The organism is Pseudomonas sp. C2.3V, from assembly GCF_058536325.1.
The window spans coordinates 3,678,625-3,705,046 of record NZ_JBZUBN010000001.1 but is presented as its reverse complement, the minus strand read 5'-3'; the positions used below and the strand labels follow the sequence as shown (position 1 = coordinate 3,705,046).

At 59.0% G+C, this 26,422-nt stretch carries 19 protein-coding genes; 14 read left to right on the top strand and 5 right to left on the bottom strand.

The window, feature by feature from the left end; all coding sequences use genetic code 11:
• Nucleotides 1-98 precede the first annotated feature (98 nt).
• From AC4LF3_RS17580 to AC4LF3_RS17525, 12 genes are all read left to right on the top strand, one after another.
• Nucleotides 99-1,238: a pectate lyase family protein gene (locus AC4LF3_RS17580; protein ID WP_491836058.1), complete on the top strand. Its 1,140-nt coding sequence runs from the start codon at nucleotides 99-101 to the stop codon at nucleotides 1,236-1,238.
• Between the two features lie 260 nt (nucleotides 1,239-1,498).
• Entirely contained in the window at nucleotides 1,499-2,641 is a 1,143-nt protein-coding gene (locus AC4LF3_RS17575; protein ID WP_019366398.1) for a pectate lyase family protein, read from the top strand.
• A gap of 452 nt (nucleotides 2,642-3,093) precedes the next feature.
• Nucleotides 3,094-4,551, top strand: a complete 1,458-nt coding sequence (locus AC4LF3_RS17570; protein WP_491836057.1) for an alginate export family protein — start codon at nucleotides 3,094-3,096, stop codon at nucleotides 4,549-4,551.
• A 28-nt stretch (nucleotides 4,552-4,579) separates the two neighbouring features.
• Nucleotides 4,580-5,827 carry a 3-(3-hydroxy-phenyl)propionate transporter MhpT gene (mhpT, locus tag AC4LF3_RS17565; protein ID WP_416614914.1) on the top strand — a complete coding sequence of 416 codons (1,248 nt, stop codon included), beginning with the start codon at nucleotides 4,580-4,582 and terminating at the stop codon, nucleotides 5,825-5,827.
• Between the two features lie 9 nt (nucleotides 5,828-5,836).
• The gene (locus AC4LF3_RS17560; protein WP_491836056.1) at nucleotides 5,837-6,400 is read left to right on the top strand and encodes a DUF3237 domain-containing protein; all 564 of its coding nucleotides are present in this window, start codon (nucleotides 5,837-5,839) and stop codon (nucleotides 6,398-6,400) included.
• A 172-nt stretch (nucleotides 6,401-6,572) separates the two neighbouring features.
• On the top strand, nucleotides 6,573-7,403 hold the full coding sequence (locus tag AC4LF3_RS17555) for a p-hydroxycinnamoyl CoA hydratase/lyase (protein ID WP_122041531.1): 831 nt from the start codon (nucleotides 6,573-6,575) through the stop codon (nucleotides 7,401-7,403).
• A gap of 107 nt (nucleotides 7,404-7,510) precedes the next feature.
• Nucleotides 7,511-8,962, top strand: a complete 1,452-nt coding sequence (locus AC4LF3_RS17550; RefSeq protein WP_491836055.1) for an aldehyde dehydrogenase — start codon at nucleotides 7,511-7,513, stop codon at nucleotides 8,960-8,962.
• 123 nt (nucleotides 8,963-9,085) lie between these two features.
• A complete protein-coding gene (locus tag AC4LF3_RS17545; RefSeq protein WP_491836054.1) occupies nucleotides 9,086-10,984 on the top strand; it encodes a feruloyl-CoA synthase in 1,899 nt (632 codons plus the stop codon).
• Nucleotides 10,981-11,502, top strand: a complete 522-nt coding sequence (locus AC4LF3_RS17540) for a DUF3237 domain-containing protein (RefSeq protein WP_010795910.1) — start codon at nucleotides 10,981-10,983, stop codon at nucleotides 11,500-11,502. Before AC4LF3_RS17545 ends, AC4LF3_RS17540 begins: the two co-directional genes overlap by 4 nt.
• Nucleotides 11,503-11,511: 9 nt before the next feature.
• A complete protein-coding gene (locus AC4LF3_RS17535) occupies nucleotides 11,512-12,759 on the top strand; it encodes a thiolase family protein (protein WP_010795909.1) in 1,248 nt (415 codons plus the stop codon).
• A 9-nt stretch (nucleotides 12,760-12,768) separates the two neighbouring features.
• A complete protein-coding gene (locus AC4LF3_RS17530; protein ID WP_491836053.1) occupies nucleotides 12,769-14,505 on the top strand; it encodes an acyl-CoA dehydrogenase family protein in 1,737 nt (578 codons plus the stop codon).
• Between the two features lie 266 nt (nucleotides 14,506-14,771).
• Nucleotides 14,772-16,190, top strand: coding sequence for a sugar porter family MFS transporter (locus AC4LF3_RS17525; RefSeq protein WP_010795907.1), 1,419 nt, complete (start codon nucleotides 14,772-14,774; stop codon nucleotides 16,188-16,190).
• A 15-nt stretch (nucleotides 16,191-16,205) separates the two neighbouring features.
• Here the strand turns inward: AC4LF3_RS17525 and AC4LF3_RS17520 are convergent, their stop codons facing one another.
• Nucleotides 16,206-16,643, bottom strand: a complete 438-nt coding sequence (locus AC4LF3_RS17520) for a MarR family winged helix-turn-helix transcriptional regulator (RefSeq protein WP_230382266.1) — start codon at nucleotides 16,641-16,643, stop codon at nucleotides 16,206-16,208.
• Between the two features lie 438 nt (nucleotides 16,644-17,081).
• Between AC4LF3_RS17520 and putA the strand changes: the two genes are divergently transcribed.
• Nucleotides 17,082-21,059: a trifunctional transcriptional regulator/proline dehydrogenase/L-glutamate gamma-semialdehyde dehydrogenase gene (gene putA, locus AC4LF3_RS17515; RefSeq protein ID WP_491836052.1), complete on the top strand. Its 3,978-nt coding sequence runs from the start codon at nucleotides 17,082-17,084 to the stop codon at nucleotides 21,057-21,059.
• Between the two features lie 55 nt (nucleotides 21,060-21,114).
• Here the strand turns inward: putA and arcC are convergent, their stop codons facing one another.
• Genes arcC through arcD form a run of 4 tightly spaced genes read right to left on the bottom strand, consistent with a single transcriptional unit; the run spans nucleotide 21,115 to nucleotide 25,799 of the window.
• On the bottom strand, nucleotides 21,115-22,044 hold the full coding sequence (arcC, locus tag AC4LF3_RS17510) for a carbamate kinase (RefSeq protein WP_312271766.1): 930 nt from the start codon (nucleotides 22,042-22,044) through the stop codon (nucleotides 21,115-21,117).
• A gap of 11 nt (nucleotides 22,045-22,055) precedes the next feature.
• Nucleotides 22,056-23,066, bottom strand: a complete 1,011-nt coding sequence (locus AC4LF3_RS17505) for an ornithine carbamoyltransferase (RefSeq protein ID WP_312271767.1) — start codon at nucleotides 23,064-23,066, stop codon at nucleotides 22,056-22,058.
• A 37-nt stretch (nucleotides 23,067-23,103) separates the two neighbouring features.
• Nucleotides 23,104-24,360, bottom strand: coding sequence for an arginine deiminase (gene arcA / locus AC4LF3_RS17500; protein ID WP_312271768.1), 1,257 nt, complete (start codon nucleotides 24,358-24,360; stop codon nucleotides 23,104-23,106).
• Nucleotides 24,361-24,374: 14 nt separating this feature from the next.
• Nucleotides 24,375-25,799, bottom strand: a complete 1,425-nt coding sequence (gene arcD, locus AC4LF3_RS17495; protein WP_312271769.1) for an arginine-ornithine antiporter — start codon at nucleotides 25,797-25,799, stop codon at nucleotides 24,375-24,377.
• A 259-nt stretch (nucleotides 25,800-26,058) separates the two neighbouring features.
• On the opposite strand from arcD, the gene AC4LF3_RS17490 reads away from it, so the two are divergent.
• Nucleotides 26,059-26,418 carry a DUF5064 family protein gene (locus AC4LF3_RS17490; RefSeq protein WP_289927115.1) on the top strand — a complete coding sequence of 120 codons (360 nt, stop codon included), beginning with the start codon at nucleotides 26,059-26,061 and terminating at the stop codon, nucleotides 26,416-26,418.
• The last annotated feature ends 4 nt before the right edge of the window (nucleotides 26,419-26,422 follow it).

The following is a 26,422-nucleotide window of genomic DNA, read 5'->3' as shown; positions in this document are numbered from 1 at the left end:
TGAGCGCGCTTTTGTGCAGATCGGAAGCGATATACCGGTATTTAAAACACTGGATTTAGAGATGTGTGAGTGGCGTAAACCCAACGTAGGAAAATAAGATGAAAATAAAGTGTGGGCAACTCAAGGCATCAGTGCTGGGTACGGGACTGCTGATGTCAGTCATGGCGTCAAGCTGCTTTGCCGCCGACGTACTAGAAGCCGCCAGTACCGGCTGGGCTACGCAGAATGGCGGTACGAAAGGCGGCGCGGCGGCGTCGTCGGTCAATGTCTACACCATACGCAATGCAACAGAACTCAAGAATGCGCTGAAAGCCTCCGCCAGCAGCCGTATCATCAAGGTCTCCGGCAAGATTGATATCAGTGACGGCAAGGCCTACACCACGACCAGCGACATGAAAAGCCGCGCACAACTGAACGTACCGGCTAACACGACCATTGTGGGCCTGGGCTCTACTGCGCAGATCGTTAACGGGTTTTTCATGATCAAGGAAAATAACGTGATCATGCGCAACCTGACTATCGAGAACCCATGGGACCCAGTGCCGGTCTGGGATCCGGATGATGGTAGTCTGGGTAACTGGAACTCGGAGTTCGATGGCGTCACCATCGAAGGGGCCAATAATGTCTGGATTGATCATCTGACCTTTACCGATGGCAGCCGTCCGGATGATCCAAACGAGATCAAGAACGGGCGGCATGTACAGCATCACGACGGTGCGCTGGATGTGAAGAAGGGCGCGAACTACGTGACCATCTCCCATACCATCTTCAAGCTGCACGACAAGAATATCCTGATCGGCTCCAGTGATAGCGCCAGCTCGACGGACAGCGGAAAGCTCAAAGTCACCATTCATAACTCGATCTTCGAAAACGTTTCTCAGCGTGCCCCACGTGTGCGTTTCGGGCAGGTACACCTGTACAACAACCTGCATGCCGGCAATACGAAGGATCCCGTCTACCCGTTCTACTCCGCCCATGGTGTCGGCAAATCTTCAGCGATTCTGTCCGAGGCCAATGCCTTTAACATCAGTGGTATCAGCAGCTGCGACAAGGTCACTGCGCAGAACGGCGGCTCTGTCTACAAGGACGTTGGTTCATTGATCAACGGCGCCACGATGAGCTGTTCCTGGGACGCCAATATTGGTTGGACGCCCCCTTACAAGTACACCAAGATGGCCGCTTCGCTGGTAGCTTCCAGCGTTCAGTCTTCTGCTGGCGCAGGCAAAATCAGTTTCTGATTGACTGCTGACGATTCTGGCCCCTCTGGTGCTTTTGCTAGAGGGGTTTCTTGTCTACCACACAAGCCGTTGTGCGTCGTTTATCGGCCTGCATGTCATGGAACCTCGACGCGTCGACAGACGAAAGCAGAGACGCTACTCATTTTGGTTGAGAGCTATCTTTAGAAATCTAAAAATTCCAATATGACATTATTGCAGTGAAACTCATTTGCGTTGAGCCTGCGTGCGCGTTACAGACACTAAACAGTAAGGATGTGTACATGACCATGAAATCAGGCTCGCTCAAGAAGCCGGCTTTACTGGGCGCAGGCGTGGTGCTGTTGACCGCGGCCGCCAGCACCTTTGCAGCGGATATGCGTGAGGCGGCCAGTACAGGCTGGGCTACGCAAAACGGGGGAACCAAGGGTGGCGCAGCTGCAGCCTCCGCCAATATCTATACCGTACGCACCGCCAATGACCTGAAGAACGCGTTGAAGGCCTCGGCCAGCAGCCGCATTATCAAGGTATCCGGCAAGATCGATATCAGTGAAGGCAAGGCTTATACCAGTACCAGCGAGATGAAAAAGCGCGCCGAGCTGGTTGTGCCTGGTAACACCACGATTGTGGGTCTGGGCTCTACTGCGCAGATCGTCAACGGGTTTTTCATGATCAAGGAAAACAACGTGATCATGCGTAACCTGACCATCGAAAATCCGTGGGACCCCACACCGGTTTTCGATCCGGATGATGGCGATGCCGGTAACTGGAACTCCGAGTACGACGGCGTCACGGTGCAGGGCGCGAGTAACGTCTGGATCGACCATATGACGTTTACCGACGGTAGCCGCCCTGATGATCCGAGCGAGATCAAGAAGGGTCGCCATGTGCAGCATCATGACGGGGCGCTGGACGTGAAGAAGGGCGCCAACTACGTCACCATCTCCAACACCGTGTTCAAGCTGCACGACAAGAACATCCTGATCGGCTCCAGCGACAGTGCCAGCTCGACCGACAAGGGCAAGTTGAAGGTCACTATCCATAACTCGGTCTTCGAGAACGTTACGCAGCGTGCGCCGCGTGTACGGTTTGGTCAGGTACACCTGTACAACAACCTGCACACAGGTAACACAAAGGACGCGGTCTATCCGTTCTACTCCGCCCATGGAGTAGGCAAGTCATCGGCTATTCTGTCCGAGGCCAATGCCTTCAACATCAGCGGCATTAGCAGTTGTGACAAAATCACCGCCAAGAATGGCGGCTCTGTCTACAAGGACGCCGGCTCGCTGATCAATGGCGTTTCCATGAAATGCTCATGGGATTCCAATATCGGTTGGACGCCTCCTTACAAATACACCAAGATGGCGGCTTCCCTCGTGGCCTCCAAGGTGCCTTCCGAGGCGGGTGCAGGCAAGATCAGTTTCTGACCCGTCTGACTGCCATCTGCCTTTAAGGGGGTGGCGGTTTTCTGCCTATCTTCTCGCCTTTTCTACTCTTCCTGTCTGGCATGCTGCTTTGCGCGCGATACATCCATTTGCATGCTTAGCCATCTAAATAGTTAATAATTATAACGTTCGATAATCGATCGTTAAGACCGTTAATGTCTTGACGGTAGGCAGGCTGACGTCAAGTATCCAAAAGGCAAGCACATAGAGATGAAGCCAACGGCATTCATCCAAAAGTTAATAATAAAAACAATATGGGGCTAGTCTATGTTCATTCGTAACGATTCACCCGCTTACCCTGCGTTATTCACCTTCCGTATTCATACCGTTTTTCAGCTACCTCGGCACGTTAACGACGTGTCGCTGCTCTCCGGCTGACCAAGACCTTTCGTTTTCCAGCACTGATCCACAACAACAATAAACAGGTATCGGTCATGTCCTTATCGCTTTCCTGGCGTGCCGGCGCGCTGGCGCCCTCATGCCTTGCTGTTGCGTTATCTGGAGTTTCCCTGGCGGCTCAGGCTGCCCCTTCGGTGGTACTGGAGCAGTCGCGTCCTGCGCCGCTCGATAATGCTCTGGAAAAAGCACGTCCTCTACCACCCGGGCCGCCTCGCTGGGCGGAGGACTATCGGTTTCTGGACGATGCGTCCAAGCGGAGCGACTTTTTTGATCCGCTCCGTTATCAGCGGCTGTCCGATTCAGCCTGGGTCCAGTTTGGTGCGGAAGCACGCTACCGGGCGGATACCATCAATAACCCCGTCTTTGGGCTGCGTGGTGTGAACAAGGATTCCTACACTCAGCAGCGGCTTCAGGTCCATAGTGATCTGCACCTCTTGGATGACCAGGTCCGTGCGTTCGTCCAGCTGGAAAACACCCGTGCCTGGAACAAAGCGCTTTACGGGCCGTATGACCAGAGCAGGACGGAGCTGCATCAGGCCTTTATCGACATCAATACCAATACCCTGGGCGGGCGGCTGATGACGCGGGTAGGGCGCCAGGAGCTGGGTTACGGCAACCAGGCGTTTGTTACCTACCGTGATGCACGCAATATCCGGCTCAATTTCGATGGGGTACGCCTGAGCTATTCCCGTCCCGGCGGCTACAAGCTCGATGCCTTTGGCTTGCGTCCCGTCGAGACAGGCGAAGACAGCTTTGATGATGGCTCCAACAATAACGTCAAGTTTTATGGGTTGTACGGCACGCTACCGCTGACAGCCATCCTGAAAATGGATGTATACGGATTTGGCCTGGAAACCAACGAGCGCACCCTGGATGGGCTGACCGGAAGCGAAAAGCGCTACACCGGAGGCGTGCGGCTGTTTGGTAAGCAGGCCGGTTGGGACTGGACATGGGATCTGGCCTACCAGGGTGGTCATCTGGAAGGGGCGCGTATTCGTGCCTGGGGTATCAGCAGCGAGACGGGATATACCTTCAGGCAGCCCTGGAAGCCACGATTGGCGGTGCGTTTCGATGCAGCCAGCGGTGATGACCGCTTTGGTGATGACAAGATTGGCACATTCGACCCATTGTTTCCCAAGAATGGTTTCTATGGAGATTCGGGGCTGACCACCCTTTCGAACATGTATCTGATCGGCCCGCTGCTGACATTCGCCCCACGCGAGTATCTGCAGCTGGAAGCCGGTGCCTTTGCCGTCTGGCGTGAAAGCACCCGCGATGGCGTCTATCTGCCGGGCATGTCCTATGTGCCGGGAACCCCCAACAGCTCATCGCCCAAGACAGGCAACCTGTTTCGCAACAATCTGCGCTGGCTACCAACCGCCAACCTGACCGTGGACCTGGAATACAGCTATTTCCAGGCGGGTAAGGCCGTGCGGCAGGCCGATGGCTCGGATACCCACTTCGGCATGGTTTCAACAACGTTCCGTTTCTGATGCGCCTGACCCATGAGGAGGTTTCGCTATGACTACGCTCGGGATGGCTGATGCCCGTACACGCCTGACCATAGGATTGTGCTTTGTGGTGGCTCTGCTGGAGGGAATGGATCTGCAGGCCATGGGCATCGCAGCGCCCAGTATGGCTGCCGCGTTTGGCTTCAAGCCGGCGCAGATGGGGCTGGTCTTTAGTGCCAGCATTCTAGGCTTGCTGCCGGGGGCCTTTTTAGGAGGTTGGTGCGCCGATCGGATCGGGCGCAAAAAGGTGCTGATTGCCTCGGTTGTGCTGTTTGGTCTCTTTTCGCTGGCCAGCGCTCATGTCTGGGATATGCAGAGCCTGTTGATCGCACGCTTCATGACCGGCATCGGGCTGGGTGGGGCGTTACCCAACCTGATTGCCCTATCCTCCGAGTCGGCCGGCGAGCGTGCCCGCAATACAGCGGTAAGCCTGATGTATTGCGGTGTGCCGCTGGGTGGTGCGCTGGCGGCCATTGTTGGTCTGCTGGAGACCGGGCTGGGCTGGCGGACGGTATTTTATGTAGGAGGCTTTGCGCCGCTTCTGGTGGCGCCCCTGCTGGGCGTGTATCTGATGGAGTCATCGGCGTTCGTCAAAAGCCGGCAGGCGGCCCGGGCAACCGAGCAGTCCATTCGCACTTGGGATGGCCTCTTTTATCAGGTAAGGGCATCCACCACGCTGATGCTGTGGGTCAGCTACTTTTTTACCCTGACGGTGATGTACATGCTGCTCAACTGGCTGCCATCGCTGCTGGTTGGGCAAGGGTTCAGCCGCAGCCAGGCCGTGACGGTTCAGATCCTGTTCAATATCGGTGGCGGTATCGGCTCGGTCCTGTTCGGTCTGCTGATGGACCGCTGGAAACCCCGAATCGTCGTGGTCGCCATCTACGCCGGTATCTTGGCCGGACTCGCGGGGCTTGGGCTTTCGAGCAGCTTTGCCGGAGTCATCATGGCGGGATTCCTGGCGGGCCTCTTTGTAGTGGGCGGCCAGTTGGTGCTGTATGCGCTGGCGCCTCTGGTGTATCCGGCGGCCGTACGAGCGACCGGGGTGGGCTCAGCCGTGGCGATCGGACGATTAGGCGCCATGGCCGGTCCGCTCCTGGCCGGTCAGGTACTGGCCATGGGCGGCGCGGCATCGACCCTGGTCATCGCAACAGCCCCCGGCGTGCTGATCGCTGCGGCGTCTGTGCTCTGCCTACTCAACCGACAGGCCGCCAAGCCGGTCAGCACAGGTGTGCTGGCAGGTGAACCGGCTCATTAAGGAGAAACCATGTTCACATCCCTATGGATAGCCGCCTTGTTGACGGCTAGCACGTTACTGTCAGGCGTCTCGCAGGCAGAGGAAGCGCGGGAAAAACCTGCCTTTGATCCGCCGCCGCTTGGGTTGGAAAGATTGGCCCGGTTTGAGGTCGATCTGACGGCGCCTGTCTGGGAGCTTGGCAAGACGAGCGAGCTGGGCAAGCGCCGAATCATCCCGATTACCGGTGGCCGCTTTGAGGGGCCATCGTTCAAAGGAGAAATTCTTAACAACGGCGCAGATTGGCAGGTCGTGACCGACGATGGGCTGGCCATCATCGATACACGCTATCTGCTCAAGACCGATGACGGCGCGCTTGTTTACCTGCAAACCAAGGGGTACCGCTACGGTCCGCCAGAGGTGATGAAGGATGTGGCCGCCGGAAAGCCTGTCGATCCGAGCAAATACTTTTTCAAGGTCACGATGACATTTGAAACCAGCGCCGAGAAGTATGACTGGCTCAATCGGGCCATCGGCGTTGGCAGTGCCATGCGCCTGGGCAAGGCTGTGGTGTATGACGCCTATCTTCTCAAGTGATTGATCGGATTAACTATTTGGGTGACGCCTCGAAACATGTCAAAAGGAGGCCGGGTCTTGGCGGTATAGGAGGGGCATAAATAATTGTAAAAAGCTAAAGATAGTTAATTGACATAACTATTTTTCTGCCTTAGCTTGGACTCACAAGAAGCACAACAACAAGGGTTCCGCCATGAGCAATTACGAAGGTCGCTGGAAAACGGTAGAGGTGAAGGTCGAAGAGGGCATTGCCTGGGTGACCCTTAATCGTCCCGAAAAGCGCAACGCCATGAGCCCGACGCTGAACCGGGAAATGCGCGAGATTCTAGAGACACTGGAGCAGGATGCCGATGCGGGTGTATTGGTATTAACCGGCGCAGGTGACGCCTGGACCGCAGGCATGGACCTCAAGGAATACTTCCGCGAGGTGGATGCAGGCCCTGAGATTCTTCAGGAAAAAATCCGCCGTGAGGCCTCCGAATGGCAGTGGAAGCTGCTGCGAATGTACAGCAAGCCGACCATTGCCATGGTCAACGGCTGGTGTTTTGGCGGTGGCTTCAGTCCACTGGTGGCCTGTGATCTGGCCATTGCCGCCGATGAGGCCACGTTTGGTCTCTCCGAAGTCAACTGGGGTATTCCGCCTGGCAATCTGGTGAGCAAGGCGATGGCGGATACAGTCGGCCACCGTGAGTCGCTCTATTACATCATGACAGGGCGTACCTTCGATGGGGTCAAGGCTGCCCAGATGGGGCTAGTCAACAAGAGTGTCCCGCTGGCGCAGTTGCGCGAGGAAACCGTCACCCTGGCGCGTGAGCTGCTTGAAAAGAATCCGGTGGTGCTGCGGGCGGCCAAGATCGGCTTCAAGCGCTGCCGTGAACTCAACTGGGAGCAGAACGAAGACTACCTGTACGCCAAGCTTGACCAGGCTCGCCTGCGCGATCCCGAGCATGGCCGTGAAGAAGGCATGAAGCAGTTCCTCGATGAGAAAAGCATCAAGCCGGGTCTGCAAACCTACCGTCGTTAAACGCCGGATACCCTTACGCCTGTGCAGGTAGTGAGCTGCCCAGGCGGGCGTTCGGACGTATGCTGTTGTGTGCAGTTCCTGACAATTACAAAAACGAGGATCGCATCATGTACGAGGTTTCCCTGCTGATTGGTGGCCGTCACGTGCAGGCCTCCAATAGGCGTCAGTTCGAGCGTCGCAATCCGCTGACTGAACAAGCCGTCACCCGCGCAGCCGCAGCCAGCCTTGAAGACGCTGATGCTGCTGTTGCGGCGGCGCAGGCAGCGTTTCCGGCCTGGGCGGCGCTGGGCCCCAACGAGCGTCGGACACGACTGCTCAAGGCCGCTGAGCTCATGGCCAGTCGCGCAGAGCAGTTCGTGGCGGCTGGGCAGGGCGAGACGGGCGCCATGCCCAACTGGTACGGTTTCAATGTGCATCTGGCCGCTGGCATCCTGCGGGAAGCGGCGTGCATGACGACCCAGATTACCGGACAGATCATCCCTTCCGATCTGCCGGGCTCGATGGCCATGGCGGTGCGTCAGCCCTGTGGGGTGGTCGTCGGTATCGCACCGTGGAATGCGCCGGTCATCCTGGCGACCCGTGCGATTGCCATGCCGCTGGCCTGCGGCAATACCGTAGTGCTAAAAGCCTCCGAACTGTGCCCGGCTGTGCATGCCCTGATCGGTGATGTGCTTCATGAAGCCGGGCTGGGTGACGGAGTGATTAACGTTATCCACAACGCACCAGAGGATGCGCCGGCTATCGTCGAGCGGCTGATTGCAAACCCGGCGGTACGCCGTGTCAATTTCACGGGCTCCACAAGAGTAGGCAAGATCATCGGGGAGCTGGCTGCGCGCCATCTCACCCCGGCGGTGCTGGAGCTGGGCGGCAAGGCGCCGCTTCTGGTGCTGGACGATGCGGACCTGGATGCTGCGGTAGAGGCTGCAGCCTTCGGCGCTTTCTTCAACCAGGGTCAAATCTGTATGTCGACCGAGCGGCTAATCGTGCACGAGTCCATTGCCGATACGTTCGTGAGCAAGCTGGCCGACAAGGCCAGAACGCTGCTTGCAGGCGACCCGCAGGCTAGTACCTCGGTCCTGGGGGCGTTGATCGACCGGGCCCCGGCCGAGCGCCTGCAAACCCTGATGGATGACGCCCTGACCAAGGGCGCACGTCTGGCGGCAGGCGGAGAGATCAATGGCTGCCTGATGCAGGCCACTGTGATCGATGGCGTAACGCCCGACATGAAGCTCTACCGCGAAGAGTCCTTTGGCCCGATGGTGTCAGTCATTCGGGTAAAGGACGACGAAGAGGCGCTGCACGTGGCCAACGACTCCGAGTACGGCCTGTCTGCCGCCGTGTTCAGCCGCGACGTGAACCGCGCTCTGGGGCTGGCTCAGCGGATCGAGTCCGGCATCTGCCATATCAATGGGCCGACAGTGCATGACGAAGCCCAGATGCCGTTCGGCGGTGTGAAAGGCAGCGGCTATGGCAGTTTTGGCTCGGCGGCTTCGGTCGAGCATTTTACCCAGCTGCGCTGGATTACGCTCCAGACAACTCCCCGACATTACCCCATCTGAACCCACGCTATTCCTGGCAACAACAATGACAACACCGGCCTGAAACAGGCTGGCCATGCATGGGGCCTGATGCGCGAATTCAGTCGTGCTCGGCCCCCTGCGTGCCAACAGGAGGTATGCGACGTGAACTGCGAGTCCGAGCTGTGCATTGAAAAGGTCGGTGCGGCCAAGCCCCGATACCGTTCGGTGTCGATCGGCCATCCGGCCGTAGACATCCGCCATGAGCAGAATGGCAATATCCGCATGCAGGCTCTGGAACCCCTGGCGCCGTTACCGCAGCGCTTGCTTGATCGCCTGGTCCATTGGGCCAGGGTACGGCCAGATCAAACCTTTGTAGCGGCACGTGAACAGGGCGGGGAGTGGCGGCGCATCACCTACGCCGACATGCTCCAGCGCGCACGTGCCATCGCACAAACCCTGCTGGGGTTTGGGCTTTCTGCCGAGCGCCCATTGGTCATCCTGTCCGGGAACGATCTTGAACATTTTCAGCTGTGCATGGGCGCGCTCTATGCAGGTATTCCCTATTGCCCGGTCTCACCAGGGTATTCGCTGCTTTCCCAGGATCTGGGCAAGCTCAAGCATGTAATCGATCTGCTTGATCCTGGCATGGTGTTCGCCTGTGACGGTGAGCTGTACCGCCGCGCCATCGAGGCGCGTGTGCCAGCGGAGGTGCCCGTAATCCTGACGCGGGGTGATCTTGACGGGCGGCTCTGTATTGCGTTCGAGGAGTTGCTCGCCCAGCCCGGCGGCGCCGAGGCGGATGCGGCTTTTGAGGCCACAGGGCCGGACAGCATTGCCAAGTTTCTCTTCACCTCCGGCTCTACCAAGCTGCCAAAGGCGGTAGTCACTACCCAGCAAATGCTCTGCGCCAATCAGCAGATGCTGCTGCAAACCTTTCCCACCTTTGGTGAGGAGCCGCCTGTGCTGGTGGACTGGCTCCCGTGGAATCACACCTTTGGCGGCAGCCACAACATCGGCATCGTGCTTTATAACGGTGGCAGCTTCTATTTGGATGAGGGCAAGCCTACGCCGCAGGGCATGGCTGAAACCTTGCGCAATCTGCGGGAGATTTCACCTACCGCGTACCTGACCGTACCCAAGGGCTGGGAGGAGTTGGTTACTGCGCTGGAAAATGATCCTGAGTTGCGTGAGCGATTTTTCGCCAAGATAAAGTTGTTCTTCTTTGCCGCCGCAGGGCTTTCTCAAAGTGTCTGGGACCGTCTGGATCGTGTAGCGGAGCGGCATTGCGGCGAGCGTATCCGCATGATGGCCGGGCTTGGCATGACCGAAACGGCGCCGTCCTGCACCTTTACCACTGGGCCACTGTCCATGGCGGGCTATGTCGGGCTACCGGCGCCGGGCTGTGAGGTCAAGCTGGTGCCGGTGGATGGCAAGCTCGAGGCACGCTTTCGCGGACCGCACGTGATGCCGGGCTATTGGCGCTCACCAGAGCACAACGCCCAGGCCTTTGACGAAGAAGGCTTCTACTGTACCGGCGATGCGCTCAAGTTCGCGGACCCGCAGCAGCCGCACCTGGGGCTGATGTTCGACGGGCGGATCGCCGAAGACTTCAAGCTATCGTCCGGTGTGTTTGTCAGCGTGGGGCCGTTACGCACACGCGTGGTGCTGGAAGGCGCGCCCTATGTGCAAGATGCGGTCATTGTCGGCCCGGACCACGACTGTCTTGGCCTGCTGATCTTTCCCCGTCTGCCTGAGTGCCGAGCCTTGTCCGGCCTGGGTGATGATGCCTCGTCCGCCGATGTGCTGGCCTCACCTTCAGTACGCGCCTGGCTTGCCGGGCTGCTCAGGCGGCTCAATCGGGAGGCAACCGGCAGTGCCAGCCGGGTGGAGTGGGCCTGCCTGCTCGATGAGCCGCCCTCTATCGATCGAGGTGAAATTACGGACAAGGGTTCGATCAACCAGCGCGCCGTGTTGCAGTGGCGAGCGGATCGGATCAAGACAATCTGCCAGGGCAATGACGCCTCGGTTGTCCGTTTCGAGGCGATGGAGGCAGCGCGATGAACAATTCTGTGGGGATCAAGGCGCGTACTGTGATGGGACTCGTCACTGGATGGATGCTTTTATCGATGATGACCACTGCCCAAGCGGCCACCGGTGTGGCTCCCCAGACGGAGCTGGTTTACGAGGCGACCGTGGAGATTGCCGATACCGTGTCCCTGGGCAAAGGCCCCCTGGGGGAGCGTCGTATCGTACCGATTACCGGCGGACGTTTCGTTGGTCCCAGGCTGCGTGGCAAGGTCTTGCCGGGCGGGGCGGATCGGCAGCTGGTCCGTGCCGATGGCGTCCAGCAGCTCGATGCCTTGTATGAGATGCGCACCCATGATGGCGCGATCCTGACGATCCACAATCAGGCCCTGATCCACGAGCTGGATACCAAGCCCTACGCCTTCTCCACACTAATCATTACCGCTCCGGACGGCCCTTACGGCTGGTTGAATCGCTACGTTTATGCCGGAACCGTCGAAAGGGCACCCTTGCAGCGCAATGCCGTACTGATTCGCGTGTACCGCCTCAAATAGGAAACTGCCATGGCGCGACAACAGGGCTTGTATTCTGCATTCGACGACGTGGTGCTGCTTGGGGGTGTCCGTACACCCTGGGTAGATTACTGCGGCGCGCTGGGGCAGATTTCACCGATTGACCTGGGCATCAAGGTCGCGCGCGAGGTGCTAGCGCGCAGTGGCGTGGCGCCGGATCAGGTCGATAGCGTTCTGGCAGGGTCTGTCGCTCAGGCCAGTTTCGATGCTTACCTGTTACCCCGACACATCGGCCTTTATGCGGGCGTTCCCTTAGAGGTGCCGGCCCTGCAGGTCCAGCGTATCTGTGGCACCGGTTTCGAGTTGCTGCGTCAGGCAGGTGAACAGATTGGCTTGGGTCAGGCCGAGACCGCCTTGTGCGTCGCCAGCGAGTCCATGTCTCGCAATCCCATTGCGGCCTATACGCACCGGAGCGGTTTTCGCCTGGGAGCCTCGGTGGAGTTCAAGGACTTTCTCTGGGAGGCCCTGATGGACCCGGCACCGGGTATCGACATGATTGGTACCGCTGAAAATCTGGCCCGTCGCTACAGCCTTACGCGTGCCGAGGTTGATACCTATGCATTGGCAAGCTTCAACCGGGCGCTGGCAGCACAGGAGGCCGGTTGGTTTGCGGATGAAATTGTCCCTGTGCAAACCGAAGAATTTCGGCTGGAAGGGTATCGCGCGCGGGGTATTCAACTGCCACGTCGTATCGCTTCTGTCGCTGTCGATAGTCATCCGCGGCCTACGTCACTCGAGGCCCTGGCCCGGCTCGCCGCGATTCATGGGGGCGGTGTGCAGACGGCAGGCAACAGCTGTGCAGTGGTTGACGGTGCTGCGGCGATGGTCGTGGCCAGAAGATCAAACCGGACAGACAAGCCACCGCTAGCCAACCTGTTAGCCGCTACCGCGGTCGGGGTTGCTCCAGAAGTAATGGGCATCGGCCCGGCGCCGGCCATCCGCCTGCTGCTCGAGCGCAGTGGGCTGACGCTGGCGGAGATCGCTCGCTTCGAGATCAACGAGGCGCAGGGCGCTCAGGTGTTGGCTGTTCAGCGTGAACTGGATATCGATCCGGAAAGACTGAATACCTGTGGCGGTGCGATTGCGCTGGGACATCCCCTGGCCGCAACCGGCCTGCGCCTGACGCTTACCCTTGCGCGACAGCTACAGGCCAACCACGAACGCTATGGCATCGCCGCCGCGTGTGTGGGCGGCGGGCAAGGCATGGCGGTGCTGATTGAAAACCCGAACTATCGTTAAGAGAATGCCATGACCTATCACCCTCCGCTGCGCGATATGCGGTTCGTTATTAATGAATGGCTCGATGCTCCTTCGACTTGGTCTGTAATACCAGCCTTTAGCGAAGTGGACGCTGATCTATCCATGCAAATCCTGGAGGAAGCGGGGCGTTTTAGTGCCGACAAGTTGGCGCCGCTTAACGCCTCGGGCGATCGCCAGGGCTGCCAGCTGCAGGATGGACAGGTGACGACGCCGTCCGGGTTTGCCGAGGCCTATCAGGCCTATGTCGAGGGTGGCTGGCCCGCCTTGGCTTGTGACCCGGCCTGGGGAGGGCAGGGCCTGCCACAGTTACTGGACGCGGCGCTTCAGGAAATGCTGGTTTCCGCCAACCATGCCTGGGCCATGTATCCTGGTATTGCCCATGGTGCATACGAATGCCTACGCGCCCATGCCTCAGAAGCGCTCAAGGATGCCTACCTTGGCAAGCTTGTAAGTGGCGAGTGGCTTGCCACCATGTGCATCACCGAGCCCCAGGCTGGCAGTGACGTTGGCCTGATTCGTACCCGGGCAGAGCCGATAGAGGAAGGACGCTATCTGCTCGACGGCAGCAAGCTGTTCATCTCGGGTGGCGAACATGATCTGACATCCAACATCGTGCATCTCGTACTGGCTCGCCTTCCTGATGCGCCTGTCGGTAGCCGCGGGTTGTCCCTGTTCCTGGTGCCCAAGGTGCTTGAGGGCACGGCTAATGGCGTGTACTGCGAGAGCCTGGAGCACAAGATGGGTATCAAGGGCAGTGCAACCTGTGCCTTGCGTTTCGAGGGGGCCTGCGGCTGGTTGATTGGCGAGCCCCATCGGGGATTGGCGGCAATGTTTGTCATGATGAATTCGGCACGCCTGCATGTAGGGTTGCAAGGGTTGGGACATGTCGAGTCGGCCTATCAACAGGCACTTGCCTATGCCTCGGAAAGAAGGCAAATGCGCGCGCCGAAGCGCTCTGAAGAGACGGCTGAAGCAGCCGATCTGCTTGTCCATCATCCGGCCATGCGACGCGTTTTGCTGGAACTACGGGCTTGTAGTGAAGGAATGCGGGCGCTGGGGTATTGGGGAGCGCATCTGCTGGATCTGGCCGAGCATGCGACAGAGGCCGATGAGCGCGCCCGCGCCCATCAACTGGCATCGCTGCTAACACCGGTCATCAAGGCATTCTTTACCGAGCAGGGGTTTCAGCAGGCCAGTGCGGCGCTGCAGGTGCTGGGTGGTTATGGCTACGTGACAGACTTTGGCATTGAGCAGACCCTGCGCGACAGCCGGATCGCCATGATCTATGAGGGCACCAACGAAATTCAGGCCAATGACCTGCTCGTGCGCAAGGTCATCGGCGACAGGGGAGCAGCACTGGGCAGGCTTCTGGAGCACTATCAGGCAGAAGCCGAGCGGTGTTTGGCAACGCCTTCGTGCAAGTCTTATGGTGCGGCGTTAAGACAGGCCTGCGACCAGACTTGGCAGGTGACAGCGGACTTGATGAGTTCTAGCGATTCGGAATGGCCCTACCGCGCTGCGTTGGATTATATGCGCTTGCAGGGCTGGTTAGGATTGGCATTTCTCTGGGCACGTACGGCTCGGCTGGCCGAGTCCCGTCAGGAAGATGCATTTTATAGAACCAAAAGCGAAACGGCCCGCTTCGCGTTTGACTATCTGCTGCTCAATGTTGCGCAGACCGCGGACGCTATCAAGGTGAGCCGGGCACCTTTACCTGCTTTATAGGAGATAGTGGCGAAACGGTCGGGATCTGGCAGTAATTGGTGTGAAAACGGCAGGCATAATGGGACGATGGCAGGCATTTCGTCAGCTTTTCTTTGTAGGGGTTGTTTATCGTTTTATGGCCCTTGAGCGCTGAAAGCGCCATGTCTGAGCGGTTGTAAGACCTTGATCGAGTCAAGAGTGACCGCAAGCGTCACGCGGCAGGCGGAACCACACGGATGACGGCTCTCTCCATACCTTCATATCCCTCCCATATGACAGGTAACTTCATGGCAGACGCTGTTAGCTCCGCAACCGAGAGCCATATCAAGCCCAAGGCCTATATGGCAATGGTGGCTACCGTTGCAGCCATCGCCGGAGGGTTGTACGGCTATGATACGGGCATCATCTCCGGTGCCCTTCCACAAATTGCCCAGGACTTCGAGCTTAACCATCGCGCCCAGGAGCTTGTCACGGCGGCCATCTTGCTGGGTGCGGTAATCGGTGCCCTGAGTTCGACACGTATGTCGGCAAGGCTTGGGCGTCGGCTGACCATCGTGATCGTGGCGGGTATCTATTGTGTGGGGGTGGTTGCTGCTGCCATCTCTCCCAATGTCTGGTGCCTAGGGCTGTCTCGCCTGGTGCTGGGCTTTGCAGTCGGCGGCTCGACGCAAATTGTCCCCACCTACATCGCTGAGCTGGCACCTCCCGAAAAGCGGGGTCGCCTGGTGACCTATTTCAACGTTTCCATTGGTGTAGGGATTCTCCTGGCTGCAATTGTGGGGGTGGCCGGCCAGAACCTCTTTACCTGGCGCTGGATGATTGGGGTTGCGCTTGTACCTTCGCTGGTGCTGTTGTTTGGCATGACCCGAATGCCGAGAAGTCCGCGGTGGCTGGTCGAGCAGGACCGCCCGAAAGAGGCCAGGCATGAGCTGTCTAAGGTGCGGGATACCACGGGGGAGGTGCGCGAAGAGATTGCGGATATTCAGGAGGTTGTGGACAAGAAGGAGGAGCATTCGGTAACAGGCTGGCGGGCCATGCGCCAACCGTGGTTGCGACCGGCGCTTGTGGCCGGCCTGGGCGTAGCGGCGTTTACCCAGCTCAGCGGTATCGAGATGATGATCTATTACACGCCGACATTTCTGAAGGATGCCGGTTTTGGCACGTCCGCTGCGCTGTGGTCAGCCCTTGGCGTGGCAATCACTTATCTGGTCATGACGGTAATCGGTAAGCTGATTGTCGACAAGGTCGGACGTCGAACGCTGAGCCTGGCGATGATTCCGGGGGCCGTGGTGGCGCTTCTGGTATTAGGCGCCGTGCTGCACTTCAATTTGGCGGGCGATTCGCAAGGCTGGTGGGTAGTGGGGTGCCTGGTCGTCTTCATGATCTTCAATGCAGGCGGCATCCAGGTGGTAGGCTGGCTGACCGGATCGGAAATCTATCCGTTGGCTATTCGGGATCAGGCGACCGGTGCTCATGCCGCCATGCTCTGGGGGTCCAATCTATTGCTGACCGGGACTGCCTTGACTATGACGCAATGGCTGGGTGTAGGCGGTGCGATGTGGGTTTACGCCGGACTCAATGTCCTGGGCTGGGTCTTTATCTTCTTCCTGGTCCCGGAAACAGGTGGACGAAGCCTGGAAGACATCGAGCGGTCACTGAAGGCCGGTTCCTTCCTGCCCCATCGCACCCACAAGCAGCCCGCGTAAATGTAATGCGCCGGGCTACCGGTAGACCTTGTGCAGCAAGTGCAGCAGTTGCTGTCGCTCCTCGGTACTCAGGGCGGCGGTGGCCTCATTGTCACTGCGGATAGCCACTTCTTTAAGCTGCTTGAGCAGGGTCTCGCCGGTTTTGCTCAGAAAGATGCCATAGGAGCGCTTGTCGGCCTTGCAGCGTATACGTAGCGCAAGGCCCAGCGCTTCCAGCTTGTTCAGCATGATAACCATCTGCGGTGGCTCGATGGCCAATGCGCGCGCCAGCTCGGCCTGCATGAGGCCCGGGTTCTGCTCGATCAGCGTAAGGGCGGTGAACTGGGCGGGGCGAAGATCATAGGCTTCCAGCTCATTGATCAGATGCTGGAAGACTTTCAGCTGAGCCCGACGCAGGGCATAGCCGATCACCTCGTCCAGAAATGGCGAGTTGATTTCGCTGCTTTCTTCCATATCGGTCGTATCGACTGCAACCTGCTGTTTTTTATTCATTGAATGAGAAACGGTTTCGTCATGATCATCGAATAATGCGGGCAGACAATATACAAGTCACGTATTTTCTTATACATCGTAGGGGTATTGTCGCTACCACCAGTGCTTTTCAGAAGGTCAAAGCAGGCTTAGGTGCAACCCGGCCTTTGCGGCTCGTCCGAATCAGCATAAAAGCGGCAAATCAACACAACGCAAGAGTGAGCAGGCTATTTTGTACTGGCAGGCTTGAAGCCTTGATGTAGACAGGTTCTAACGAGATGGGGCGGCGTCTTCCGGCGGTCAAGAGACAGACGGTTGCGCCTTTGTCGGTTTCCTGGGTTGCACCTGGTTGCACCATGCAGAGGTAGCCTCTATGCTTGCCGCCACCGTGTAGCACTTCCAATTAAAAAAGGCTGTTCAATGGCAACTACTACTACGCTAGGCGTGAAACTCGACGAAGCCACCCGTGAACGTTTGAAAGAGGCCGCTCGCCTTATCGACCGTACACCCCATTGGTTGATCAAACAGGCAATCTACACGTACCTGGAGACATTGGAAAAAGGTGTAAGTGTCGACGAGTTGCAGAATATTGCTGCACGACTGGGCGAAGGTGACAACGAAGTAGTAGAAGCCCTGGCTGATCCGGTCTATCAGCCATTCCTTGAATTTGCCGAAAGCATCCTGCCGCAGTCTGCGCTGCGCTCTGCCGTGACGGCCGCCTATCGCCGTCCGGAAGAAGAGATGGTGCCCATGCTGCTTGAGCAGGCGCGTCTTCCCGCAGCTACTGCCGATGCCGCGTACAAGCTGGCCTACAGCATCGCTGAAAAGCTGCGCAACCAGAAGGGCGCTGGCGGCCGCTCCGGCATGGTCCAGAGCCTGCTGCGCGAATTCTCTCTGTCCTCTCAGGAAGGCGTGGCGCTGATGTGTCTGGCCGAAGCGCTGCTGCGTATCCCGGACAAGGGCACCCGTGATGCCCTGATCCGCGACAAGATCAGCAAGGGCAACTGGCAGCCACACCTGGGCAACAGCCCGTCGCTATTCGTCAACGCAGCGACTTGGGGGCTGCTGCTGACGGGCAAGTTGGTCTCCACCCACAACGAGGCGGGTCTTTCCAGCTCGCTCAATCGCCTCATCGGCAAGAGCGGCGAGCCGGTCATCCGCAAGGGTGTGGACATGGCGATGCGCCTGATGGGCGAGCAGTTCGTCACCGGCGAAACCATTGCCGAAGCCCTGGCCAATGCCAGCGCGCTTGAAGCCAAGGGCTTCCGCTACTCCTACGACATGCTGGGTGAAGCGGCCCTGACCGAGGAGGATGCCCAGCGTTATCTGGCGTCCTACGAGCAGGCCATTCACTCCATCGGCAAAGCCTCTCATGGCCGTGGCATCTATGAAGGCCCGGGCATCTCCATCAAGCTGTCCGCCCTGCATCCGCGCTACAGCCGTGCGCAGTACGAGCGCGTCATGGACGAGCTGTACCCGCGCCTGCTGAATCTGACCTTGCTGGCTAAGCAGTACGACATCGGTATCAACATCGATGCCGAAGAAGCCGATCGCCTGGAAATTTCCCTCGATCTGCTGGAGCGCCTGTGTTTCGAGTCCAGCCTGGCTGGCTGGAACGGGATTGGTTTTGTCATCCAGGCCTACCAGAAGCGTTGTCCGTTCGTGATCGATTATGTGATCGATCTGGCGCGCCGCAGCCGTCACCGTCTGATGATCCGTCTGGTGAAGGGCGCGTACTGGGACAGCGAGATCAAGCGTGCCCAGGTTGAAGGTCTGGAAGGTTATCCGGTTTACACCCGCAAGGTGTACACCGATGTGTCCTACATGGCGTGTGCGCGCAAGCTGCTGGCCGTGCCGGAAGCGATCTATCCGCAGTTTGCTACCCACAATGCCCACACCCTGGCGGCGATCTACCAGATAGCAGGTCAGAACTACTATCCTGGTCAGTACGAGTTCCAGTGCCTGCATGGCATGGGCGAGCCGCTGTACGAGCAGGTCGTCGGCAAGGTGGCCGATGGCAAGCTGAACCGCCCGTGCCGCATCTACGCGCCGGTGGGTACGCATGAAACCCTGCTGGCCTACCTCGTGCGTCGCCTGCTGGAAAATGGCGCGAACACCTCGTTCGTCAACCGTATTGCCGACCACTCTATCTCCTTGAAAGAGTTGGTAGCCGATCCGGTCGTGACGATCGAGCAGATCGCAGCACAAGAGGGCAAATTAGGCCTGCCACATCCACGCATTCCGCTGCCCAGCCAGCTGTATGGCGAAGGCCGCTTGAATTCCAGCGGTATTGACTTGGCCAATGAGCATCGACTGGGCTCGTTGTCGGGTGCGTTGTTACACAGTAACAATACCGAATGGCGTGCAGCGCCCATGCTGGGCTGCCCGGCTGAAGTAGGCATTCCCCAGGCCATCCAGAATCCGGCCGATCACCGTGATGTGGTGGGTTATGTGCAGAACGCCAGCGTCCAGGACGTAGACAATGCGTTGAACAGTGCATTGACCGCTGCACCGATCTGGCAGTCCACACCGCCGGACCAGCGTGCCGCCGTGCTTGAAACCGCGGCCAACCTGATGGAAGCGCAAATTCAGCCACTCATGGGCCTGCTGGTTCGTGAAGCCGGCAAGACCTTTGCCAACGCCATTGCCGAAGTGCGTGAGGCGGTCGACTTCCTGCGGTATTACGCTGCCCAGGTGCGCCGTGATTTCGCTAACGATACTCACCGCCCGTTAGGGCCGGTGGTCTGCATTAGCCCGTGGAACTTCCCGCTGGCGATCTTTACCGGTCAGGTCGCGGCTGCATTGGCAGCGGGTAACACCGTTCTGGCCAAGCCTGCCGAGCAGACGCCACTGATCGCGGCTCAGGCCGTTCGCCTGCTGCTGGAAGCCGGTGTGCCGGAAGGCGTGGTGCAATTGCTGCCAGGCCAGGGCCATACCGTAGGTTCGGCACTGGTCAGCGATGAGCGTGTGAAAGGCGTGATGTTCACCGGTTCGACCGAAGTCGCCAACATTATTTCCCGTAACATTGCCGGTCGCCTGGATGCCCATGGCCGTCCGATTCCGCTGATCGCCGAAACCGGTGGCCAGAACGCAATGATCGTGGATTCCTCGGCACTGGCCGAGCAGGTGGTAACCGACGTCGTGGCATCAGCGTTCGACAGCGCCGGTCAGCGCTGCTCCGCCTTGCGCGTCCTGTGTGTGCAGGAAGACGTGGCGGATCGCATTCTTGAGATGCTGAAGGGCGCGATGGCTGAATGCCGCATCGGCAATCCGGATAACCTGCCGGTAGACATCGGCCCGGTGATCGATGCCGAAGCCAAGGCCAACATCGACAAGCACATCCAGGGCATGCGCGCCAAAGGCCGTACGGTTTATCAGATTGCACGCAACAACGATGGCGCGACCCATCGCGGCACCTTTGTGATGCCAACGCTGATCGAGCTGGAAAGTCTGGATGAGCTGGAGCGTGAAATCTTCGGTCCGGTGCTGCACGTGGTGCGTTATGCCCGTCAGGACCTGAACCGCCTGATGGATCAGATCAACGCTACGGGTTATGGTCTGACGCTGGGTGTGCATACCCGCATCGACGAAACCATTGCCCAGGTTGTGGAAAAGGCCCAGGCGGGCAACCTCTACGTCAACCGCAACATGGTAGGCGCAGTGGTCGGCGTGCAGCCTTTCGGTGGCGAAGGCTTGTCCGGTACAGGTCCGAAGGCCGGTGGTCCGGTGTACCTGTACCGCCTCCTGTCTACCCGTCCGGTAGACGGAGTGGCCCAGGCATTTGCCCGTGACGATCAGGAAAGTCCGTCTGATCTGACCCTGCGTACTCAAATGGAGCAGCGTCAGGGCAAGCCGCTCGAAGCATTGCAGAAGTGGGCAAGCGAGCAGAACAACACCGATTTGGCCGAGCTGTGCCAGGCATTCGCCAGGCAGACCGTCAGCGGTGTGACTCGCTTGCTGGCCGGTCCGACGGGTGAGCGCAACACCTACAGCCTGCTGCCACGTGAGCGTGTGCTCTGTCTGGCGGATGACGAGACGGATCTAATGGCCCAGCTGGCAGCGGTACTGGCAGTCGGCAGCACCGCGCTGTGGGTGCAGAACGATCTGTCCCGTGCGTTGCGTGGTCGTTTGCCCAAGGCTGTTCAGGCTCGTATCCAGACGACGTCCGACTGGACCAAGGACGAGGAACACTTCGATGCCATTCTGCATCACGGTGACTCCGATCAGCTGCGTCAGGTCTGCCAGCAGACAGCCCAGCGTAGCGGTCCGATCGTGGGCGTTCAGGGATTGTCCCAGGGCGAAACCGCGATTCCGCTGGAGCGTCTGCTCATCGAGCGCGCGGTAAGCGTCAACACCGCAGCAGCCGGCGGCAACGCCAGCCTGATGACCATCAGCTGAGTGCTCCGCTCATGAAAAGGCCCGGTTGATCCGGGCCTTTTCGTTTCTGCAGGGTTTATCGATACAGGATGCCCTCCGCCTCCACTGTGACCCGTGTTCCGGCGCGACCCTGTGTGATGGCTTCGATATCCGACAGCGAGCCGATGACAGCCGCCTTCCCAGTCTTACGGGCAAACTCGCAGGCCGCCTGGACCTTGGGTCCCATGGAGCCTGCCGCGAACCCGAGCGCTTCCAAGGCCTCGGGGTGGGCTTGGGCAATCGCTTTCTGGTCGGGCTTGCCCCACTTGATATAGGCTGCGTCCACGTCAGTGGCAATCACTAGCAGGTCCGCGTCCAGCTCCTGCGCCAGTAGGGATGAGCAGAGATCCTTGTCGATGACCGCCTCAATACCTTTCAGGCGGCCGTGGTGGTCATAGCAGGTGGGAATCCCGCCGCCGCCTGCGCAGATGACAATGGTGCCTTTTTCCAGGAGCCACTTAATCGGGCGAATCTCGAAGATGCGTTTGGGTTGGGGGCTGGCTACCACGCGGCGGAATTTGTCGCCATCTGCGGCAATGGTCCAACCCTTTTCCGCCTTGAGCTGTTCGGCCTGCTCCCGACTATAGACCGGGCCGATGGGTTTGGTAGGATGTTGGAACGCTGGGTCGGCAGCATCTACCTCCACCTGGGTCAACAGCGTGGCGAACGGCACCTCATACGGAAGCAGGTTGCCCAGCTCCTGCTCGATCATGTAGCCAATGGAGCCTTCGGTCTGGGCGCCCAGCACATCCAGGGGGTAGGGGCTTACATCCGTATAGGCTGCACCCTGCAGGGCCAACAGCCCGACCTGGGGGCCATTGCCATGGGCAATGACCAGCTCGTTGCCGTCCACGATCTTGGCCAGTTGCCCGGTGGCGATCCTGACGTTCTCCCGCTGGTTCTCAGCGGTAAGGGGTTCGCCTCGGCGAAGCAGGGCATTACCCCCCAGAGCGACGACGATACGCATGGTGCGACTCCTTACAGGTCAGCGAGAGTAGCGACCAGAACGGCCTTGATGGTATGCATCCGGTTTTCCGCCTGTTCGAACACAATGGAGGCGGGCGACTCGAATACGTCATCAGTCACTTCGATACCATCAGCAAGGTGCGGGTATTTTTCGGCAATCTGCTTGCCGACCTTGGTTTCAGCGTTATGGAAGGCAGGCAGGCAATGCATGAACTTGGTCCGTGGACTGCCGGTCGCCTTCATCAGCTCGCTGTTGACCTGGTAAGGCAGGAGCAACTGAATGCGCTCACCCCAGGCTTCCACGGGTTCGCCCATGGACACCCAGACATCGGTATGCACAAAGTCGACGCCCTGAACCGCTTCCCTGGGGTCTTCAGTCAATGTAACGCGTGCGCCAGTCTCCTCGGCGATGGCCTTGCACTCCTTGATCCAGTCTTCGTGTGGCCACAACGCCTTTGGCGCGCCGATGCGTACGTCCATGCCCAGCTTGCAGCCAATCAGTAGCAGTGAGTTGCCCATGTTGTTGCGTGCATCGCCCAGGTAGGCGTAGCTGATGTCATGCAGCGGTTTGTCGCTGTTTTCCTGCATAGTCAGCACGTCGGCCAGCATCTGGGTGGGGTGGTATTCATCGGTCAGGCCGTTGTACACCGGCACGCCTGCATATTTGGCCAGCTCTTCCACCGTCTCCTGGCTGAAGCCGCGATACTCAATGGCGTCATACATGCGGCCAAGCACACGGGCGGTGTCCTTCATGGTCTCCTTGTGGCCGATCTGGGAGGAGGTCGGGTCGATGTAAGTGACGTGCGCGCCCTGGTCATGGGCGGCTACTTCGAAGGCGCAGCGGGTGCGGGTCGAGGTCTTTTCGAAGATAAGGGCAATGTTGTTGCCCTTGAGGTGCTGCTGCTCGTTGCCGGTGTACTTGGCGCGCTTGAGGTCGCGGGCGAGGTCCAGCAGGTAGCGGATCTCCCGCGGAGTATGGTGGGCCAGGCTGAGCAGGTTGCGGTTGCGAATGTTGAAAGCCATGTGATTTCTCCTGAGGTTCCGGTAGGGGCGGGTGGGATTAGTAATCGACAGGGTCACGTACGATCGGACAGGTCATGCAGTGGCCGCCGCCCCGGCCCCGGCCAAGCTCACTGGCGCTGATGGTGATGACTTCAACCCCCGCCTTGCGTAGCTGGGTGTTGGTGTAAGTATTGCGGTCATAGCCGACCACAACGCCGGGTTCCAGGGCGACCACGTTGTTGCCGTCATCCCATTGCTCGCGTTCAGCTTCGTAGCTGTCACCACCGGTCAGCACGACGCGCAACGCCTTGAGGCCCAGCGCTTCAGCCACAGTGTCGAGGAAGGGTTTGGGTTCGCGGCGGATGTCGATACCGCCCGGCTTGCTTTCATCCGGCCTCAGGCTGAACGGCACAATGGCATTAGCGACTTCCGGGTAGACAGTGACCAGATCGCGGTCGCAAAAGCTGAACACGGTATCCAGGTGCATGGCCGCACGTGATTTGGGGAGGCCGGCCACGATGATCCGCTCCACTGCGCCTGCCTTGAACAGGTTTTGCGCCAGTTGGCCAATGGCTTGCCGCGAGGTGCGCTCGCCCATGCCAATCAGCAATATGCCTTTGCCAATAGGCATAACGTCGCCGCCCTCCAGGGTGGCAAGGCCGTGGTCCACATCCGGGTCTCCATACCAGATGTTGAAGTGCTGATCGGCGAATTCCGGCGCGAACTTGTAGATGGCCGCTGTCAGCAGTGTTTCTTGGCGACGGGCTGGCCAGAACATCGGATTCAGCGTGACGCCGCCATAGATCCAACAGGTGGTATCACGGGTGAACTGAGTGTTGGGCAAGGGCGGTAACACAAAGCTGGAGTGGCCCAGGTAATCCCGGAACATCTTGACCATCTCACTGCCGCTGGTGTCGGGAAGGTCCGAGCCGGACACGCCACCAATCAGGAACTCAACCAAATGGCGGGGCTCCTGGCTTTCGAGCCAGGCGCGGGTTTCGTTGACCAAGCCTATGCCGACCTGATTAGGTACGATCTTGCGGTCCAGAATCCATTTCAGCGCTTCGGGATTCTTCACCGTCTCGGTGAGCAGATTGTGCATCTCCAGCACTTCCACCCCACGCTCACGCATTTTGGTGACAAAGTCGAAGTGATCGCGCTTGGCCTGATTCACCCAGATCACATCGTCGAACAGCAGGTCGTCACAATTGCTGGGGGTCAAGCGCTGATGGGCCAGTCCGGGCGAGCAGACCAGTACTTTGCGCAGTTTGCCGACTTCCGAATGCACGCCGAGCGGGGTTGAGTTAACGGTCATGTCTGTTCTCCTTGTCACAGGGTCAGGAAGCCGGCGTACAGACCGTAGGCTGCTATGGCAGCGCCCAGCACGACGGCGGCGAAGATCAGTTTTTCAACAGCGGTGAAAACGGGCTGGCCCAGCTCGTGTTTGGCCTTGGCGAACAGGATTGCGCCAGGGGCATAGAGCAGGGCGGAAAGCAGCAGGTATTTCATGCCGCCGGCATAGAGCAGCCAGGCGCTGTAGAGGGTGGCAATGACGGCAATGATCAGGTCCTTGCTGCGTTCACGGGAGGCGGCCTCGTAGGACTCGCCTCGTACGCCGATCAACAGGGCATAGGCCGCCGACCAGAAGTACGGCACCAGAATCATGGAGGTGGCTAGGTACAGCAGGCTGGTGTAAGTGCTGGCGGCAAACAGGGTAATCACCAGGAACAGCTGGATCAGCCCATTAGACAGCCACAGCGCATTGCTGGGCGCATGGTTGGCGTTCTCCTTGCGCAGAAAGCGCGGCATGGTGTTGTCGCGGGCGGCGGCATAGAGAATCTCGGCGCAGAGCAATGTCCAGGAGAGCAAGGCCCCGGCCAGCGAGATCACCAGCCCTACGCTGATCAATACTGCACCCCAATGACCGACGATATGCTCCAGTACGCCCGCCATGGAAGGGTTCTTGAGTCCGGCCAGTTCCGGTTGGCTCATGACGCCCAGCGACAGGACGTTGACCAGCACGAGCAGCAGCAGCGTGCCAAGAAAGCCGATCACGGTTGCCTTGCCCACATCACGGCGTTTCTCGGCACGTGCGGAATACACGCTGGCGCCTTCGATCCCGATGAAGACCCACACAGTCACCAGCATCATGTTTCGCACCTGGTTCATGACGCTGCCTAAATCCGGTGTGCCCCAGAAGTCCGCTGTGAAGATATCCAGACGGAACGCTACGCCCGCGAGCACGATGAACATCACCAGCGGAACGATCTTGGCGATTGTGGTAACGAGGTTGATGAAGGCGGCTTCATGTACACCGCGCAAGACCAGGAAATGTACGCCCCACAGGACGGCCGAGGCACACAGGATGGCCAGCGGCGTGTTGCCCTCGCCAAACGCCGGAACGAAAAGGCCCAGCGTACTGAACAGGAGCACGAAGTAACTGACATTGCCGAGCCAGGCGCTGATCCAGTAACCCCAGGCGGAGGAGAAGCCCATGTAGTCACCGAACCCTGCCTTGGCGTAGGCGTAGACACCGGCATCTAGTTCGGGCTTATGGTTGGCGAGGGTCTGGAAAACGAAGGCCAGGGTCAGCATGCCGACAGCGGTAATGGCCCAGCCGATCAGTACGGCGCCCGCGCCGGTACTTTGGGCCATGTTTTGCGGCAGTGAAAAAATGCCGCCCCCGATCATCGATCCCACGACGAGGGCAGTCAGCGCGCCCAGCCTTAACTTTTGTGTTTGTGCTGTGGTCATGACGGCATTTCCTTACGGGTTTGAGCCTATTAGGAACCTGCAGGAAAAATGGCCAATGACCTGGATCAAGGAGACGAACGATTGTTTGAACACGCGCTATTGGAGATCAATGCCTCAATAGATCGTTGTGGATTGACCTGAAGCAATGAAGTGCTCTGCGGCGCATATTTTGGCCGTGCAGATCCATTACGCTAGCCAGAAGACCGCCAAACGGTCTGATGTGAACGCAATCTGCCAAGCGGCGGGAGGAGTGAAAATCATGTACGAGCCGGGTCGTCTTGACGTGCAGCGGCTGGGTAACCCGCAACAGCCAGCCTTTCGCCTGAGCCTGACCTATGAGGTGACGCCTCCGTCGCGCGAACAGGTCGTAAGGTTCGACCTCAACGGTACAGTAGGTGAGCAGACCGTCCGCGAAACGTTCGAGTTGCGCCGCGATGTGGCCTGCAATTTTCTGTCAGTGATCAGCCGCCGCCTGCGGGGCTATGGACTGGCGCCGCGTACGGCCTGCGTCTTTTCCTGGCATCACGACTACGATCCGTTGTTCGACGATCTGCGTCAGCGCCTGCAGCTCAAGCCGGGCGACCCGGTGGACCTGGAGTGGTTTTTGAGCCGGGGATGATGGG